The organism is Methylobacterium sp. B1, from assembly GCF_000333255.1.
GTDB classification, from domain to species: Bacteria; Pseudomonadota; Alphaproteobacteria; order Rhizobiales; family Beijerinckiaceae; genus Methylobacterium; species Methylobacterium fujisawaense.
The window spans coordinates 1-4,701 of sequence record NZ_BACT01000817.1 but is presented as its reverse complement, the minus strand read 5'-3'; the positions used below and the strand labels follow the sequence as shown (position 1 = coordinate 4,701).

Below are 4,701 nucleotides of genomic sequence, written 5' to 3'. Positions count from 1 at the left end.
CAGCCCCGCCGGCATCCGCACGGACATGCTCGAGGAGCGCCTGGGCCCGGTGTCGCAGCCGCACGCCGTCGACCAGCGTGGCCTGGGACCGGCAGGAATATCCGTCCGCCAGCAGGGTGCAGCGGGGCGCCTCGGCCACGTGGCGGGCCCAGCTCAGGCCGTAGATCGCCTCGGAGGTGGCGCGCTGGCGCGCCTCGTGCCCGTAGGTCCCCGCCATGCCGCAGCAGCCGGCGGCCGGCACTTCGAGCCGCAGGCCGAGATGGGCGAACACGGCCTGCCAGTCCCGCACCGCGCCCGGAGCGTTGGTGCGCTCGGTGCAATGGGGCAGCAGCCGCATCGTGCGGCCGCCTTGGCCCGGCGCGATCCGGTCGAGCCGGGCGGCCAGCCATTCCTGGAGGAGATGGACCTTCGGGAGATCGTCGCCCACCGCCTGCGGGTATTCGGACCGGTAGGTCAGCGTCATCGACGGATCGATCCCGACCAGGGGCACGCCGTGCCTGGCGAGATCGCGCAGCATCGCGGCATTGGACCGGGCGACGGCGGCAAACCGCGCCAGGAAGCCGTGTACGTGCAGCGGCTTGCCGTTCGGCCGGTAGGGCACGAGCCAGGGCCGGAAGCCGAGGGCGATGAGGAGTGCGCAGCTATCGGCCACGACGTCCGCGTCGAAATGAGTGGTGAAGGCGTCCTGCACCACCAGCACGGCCCGCGCCCGCTCCTGCGCATCCAGCCGGGCCAGGGCGTCCGGCGTCGCGACGGCGACCCCGAGATCCGCCAGCCGCTCCGTGAGAGCGACGGGCGACAGGGCCGGGATCGCCACCAGCCCGGCCCTTGCCAGAAGCAGCCGGGCCACCGGATTGGTCAGGACGACGTTGCTCAGGCGCGGCATCCGGGCCGCCAGCGGCAGCAGCGGTTCCAACGCCGCCACGAGGTGATCCTTCAGCGGCCGGGCGTAGCGCGTGTGATAGAGCGCCAGGAACTTGGCCCGGAAGGTCGGCACATCGACCTTGATCGGGCAGGACCCCGTGCAGGATTTGCAGGCGAGGCAGCCATCCATCGCCTCCTTGACGGCGTGGGAGAAATCGTCGGCCTCCGACCGGCGGCGGATACCGCTCCGCAAGGTCGCCGCCACGTCGTGCAGCCACCCGGCGCGCTGCCGCGCCAGCTCGGCGGCCGGGTCGATCCCCGCCTCAGCCGCACGGCGCAGCCACTCGCGCATCAGCGAGGCGCGACCCTTGGGCGAATGCCGGCGTTCCCGCGTCGCCTTCCAGGACGGGCACATGGCCTCGTCGGCATCGAACGAGAAGCAGGCGCCGTTGCCGTTGCAATGGAGCGCCTCGTCGAACCCCCGCCGGACCGTTGCCGGGATGGTGCGGTCCTGCTCGCCCCGGCGCGGCACGCCGTCGATCCGGGTCAGCCCCTCCCCCTTGGCCGAGGCGATCTTGCCCGGGTTCATCCGGTCGCCCGGATCGAAGGCGCGCTTGACCGCCTCCAGCGCCGGCATCAGCGGCCCGAAGGTCGCGGGCACGAACTCCGACCGGAAGCCCTTGCCGTGCTCGCCCCAGAGCAGGCCGCCATACTTGGCGGTGAGCGCGACCACACCTTCTGTGACCTCGCGGATCAGGCCGTTCTGGTCCGGATCCTTCAGGTCGATGGCCGGCCGGACATGCAGCACGCCGGCATCGACGTGGCCGAACATGCCGTAGCGCAGCCCCTTGCCGTCGAGGAGCGCCCGGAACTCCGCGATGAAATCGGCGAGCCGTTCCGGCGGGACGGCCGTATCCTCCACGAAGGGGATCGGGCGGGCATCGCCCTGGGCGGCGCCGAGGAGGCCCACCGCCTTCTTGCGCATGGTCCAGAGCCGCTCGATGGCGTCGCCCCGGGCGATGGTGAAGCCGAGGCGCTTGGTGTCGGTGCCGCGCTCGGCCTCCAGCAGGCCGGTGAGCCGCGCCAGGGCGGCCTCCACGGAGGCCGCGTCGTCGCCGACGAATTCCACGAGATTGATGCCGTCCACCGGCCGTCCGGCCGGATCGTCGGGAAAGAAGGCCCGCACCTCGGCCCAGATCGGATCCTTGCGGGCGAGCGCCAGCACCGTGGAGTCGATGGTCTCCACCGAGGCGGCGCCGAAGGGCAGCAGCGCCTGCGCGTCGCGGAGCGCCGCATCGAAATCGACGTAGGACAGCGCGACCAGCACCGCGGCCCTCGGGATCGGCAGCACGTTGAGCCGCGCCTCGGCGATCAGCGCCAGGGTTCCTTCGGAACCGCAAATCACGCTCTTGAAGTCGAACCCGCCCGCCGGATCGCGCAGATGGCCGAAGTCCTACCCCGTGAGGCAACGGTTTGAGCTTGGAAAGCGCTCGGCGATGAGCGCCGCATTCGCGGTGAGGACGGCATCGATGGTGCGGTGTATCGCCCCGACCCGGTCGTTGCGCCCCTGGGCGGTTCAAAACCTTCCGCGTCGAGGGGCTCGGCGGTCCAGACCGTGCCGTCGGTGAGCACGCAGGTCAGCGCCAGGACGTGGTCCCGGGTCTTGCCGTAGAGGCACGAGCCCTGCCCGCAGGCATCGGTGGAGATCATGCCGCCGATCGTGGCGCGGTTCGAGGTGGAGAGTTCCGGCGCGAAGAACAGGCCGTGCTTGGCGAGCTCCCGGTTGAGCTGGTCCTTCACCACTCCCGGCTCGACCCGGACGAAGCGGTTCGCGACGTCGATCTCCAGGATGCGGTTCATATGCCGCGAGGTGTCGACCACGAGGCCGTGGCCCAGCGACTGGCCGTTGGTACCGGTCGCCCCGCCCCGGGGCCGGATCACGATCTCGGAAAAGCGCGGATCCTCGAGGAGCTTGGCGATACGCACGAGATCGTCGCGGCTGCGGGGAAAGGCCACGGCCCCCGGCGCCACTTGGTAGATCGAGTTGTCGGTGGAGAAGACCGTGCGGTCGGCGTCCGACAGCGTCAGATCGCCCTCGAAGCCGCGCAGGCGCAGCTCGGCGCAGGCGGCAACATAGAGCGGCACGGCCTCGGTGTGGCGGGTCAGGACCGGGATCATCCGCGCCTTCTACACCCGGCGGAGCGCGGGAGACCATCGGCGACGGGATGACGCGCGCGCTGGCATCCGGCTTGCCACGCACCCGCGATCTTCGGGACGGATGACCATGAACGCGAGCGTCGAACGGGTCAGGGATGCCCTGGCCGAGCTGATCAAGGCCGCCCTTCTCTCCGACGACGGCCTGAGCCGCGCGTGCCGCGATGCGGGTCGCGCCAAGCTCAGGGCCCTCGCGGACGATCCCCCCGAGCCGGAGAGCCTGCGGATGGACGGCGCCTGGACGCTCGCCATCCGGAAGGCCGAGACGCCGGAGCTGGCGCCGCAGGAAGGACGGGTGAACCTGACCCTGCCGCGCGCCTGTCCCTTCACCCTGGACGAGTTGCTGGCACCCGGTCTCGACATGGACCAAGCCGTGGCACGCATCCGGACGAGCGCCTCGACCGGCTGATCGCGCCTGTTGAGGAAAGCCGGGGCGGCGTTGCCGCGGGCGGGCGGGACCCCCATGTTAGTCCTACAGGACCGACGCCTCGGTCCCGCGCCCGCACGCGGGTCCCGTCTACCGTAGAACCGTTCGGCATCCCCCTTTTGGCACGACGCACCACCGCCCCCGCGGCCGAGCCCGATGCTCCTCCGCCCCTCCCCACCCGCGAGCAGATCCTCGCCTTCGTGGCCGAGTCGAAGGAACGCGTCGGCAAACGGGAGATCGCCCAGGCCTTCGGCATCAAGGGGGCCGCCAAGATCGACCTGAAGCGCATCCTCAAGGAGATCGAGGCGGAGGGCGCCCTCGACCGTGGCCGCGGCGGCCTCGCCCCGGCGGGCCATCTGCCGCCGGTCGTGCTGGCCGACATCCGCTCCCGGGACCGCCACGGCGATTTCCTGGCGATACCGGTGGAATGGACGGGCACGGGCAAGCCGCCGGCCATCGTGCTGACGCAGCCGCGCGGCCCCCGCAAGGGCAACCGGCCGGCCCCGGGCATCGGCGACCGCGCCCTGATCCGCGTCGAGCGCGACGCCGAGGGCGGCTACACCGGCCGGGTCGTCAAGGTCATCGGGAAGAACAAGGCCGAGATCATCGGCGTCTACCGGGCCGGCGCGCAAGGCGGCCGGATCGTGCCCGTCGAGAAGCGCTCGCAGGGGCGCGAGATCCTGATCCCGCCCGGCGAAGAAGGGCAGGCCCGCGACGGCGACCTCGTCAGCGTCTCCCTGGAGCGCGAGACCCGCTTCGGCCTGCCGCGGGGCCGGGTCCGCGAGCGGCTCGGCTCACTCGGGTCCGAGAAGGCCGTCAGCCTGATCGCGCTGCACCTTCACAACATCCCGCACGTCTTCGCCGACACGACCCTGGCCGAGGCGGATGCCGCCGAGCCCGCCACGCTGAAGGGCCGCGAGGATTGGCGCGACCGCCCGCTCCTCACCATAGACCCGCCGGACGCCAAGGACCACGACGACGCCGTCATGGCCGAGGCCGATCCGGATCCGGCCAATCCCGGCGGTTTCATCCTCACCGTCGCCATCGCGGACGTGGCGGCCTATGTCCGCCCCGGCTCCAGCCTCGACCGCGAGGCCCTGGAGCGGGGCAACTCGGTCTATTTCCCCGACCGGGTCGTGCCGATGCTGCCCGAGCGGATCTCGAACGATCTCTGTTCCCTGCGCGAGGGCGAGGAC

The 4,701-nt window shown here is 71.6% G+C and carries 2 protein-coding genes and 1 pseudogene; 2 read left to right on the top strand and 1 reads right to left on the bottom strand.

Features of this window, described 5'->3' with window-relative positions; translation table 11 throughout:
- Window positions 1-3,042, bottom strand: a pseudogene (locus tag I53_RS23550) (FAD-binding and (Fe-S)-binding domain-containing protein); the annotation flags it as partial.
- Window positions 3,043-3,148: 106 nt separating this feature from the next.
- On the opposite strand from I53_RS23550, the gene I53_RS23545 reads away from it, so the two are divergent.
- Entirely contained in the window at window positions 3,149-3,487 is a 339-nt protein-coding gene (locus tag I53_RS23545) for a hypothetical protein (protein ID WP_043355289.1), read from the top strand.
- Between the two features lie 137 nt (window positions 3,488-3,624).
- A partial coding sequence (locus I53_RS23540) for an RNB domain-containing ribonuclease (RefSeq protein ID WP_043355287.1) occupies window positions 3,625-4,701 on the top strand: 1,077 nt, incomplete at its 3' end.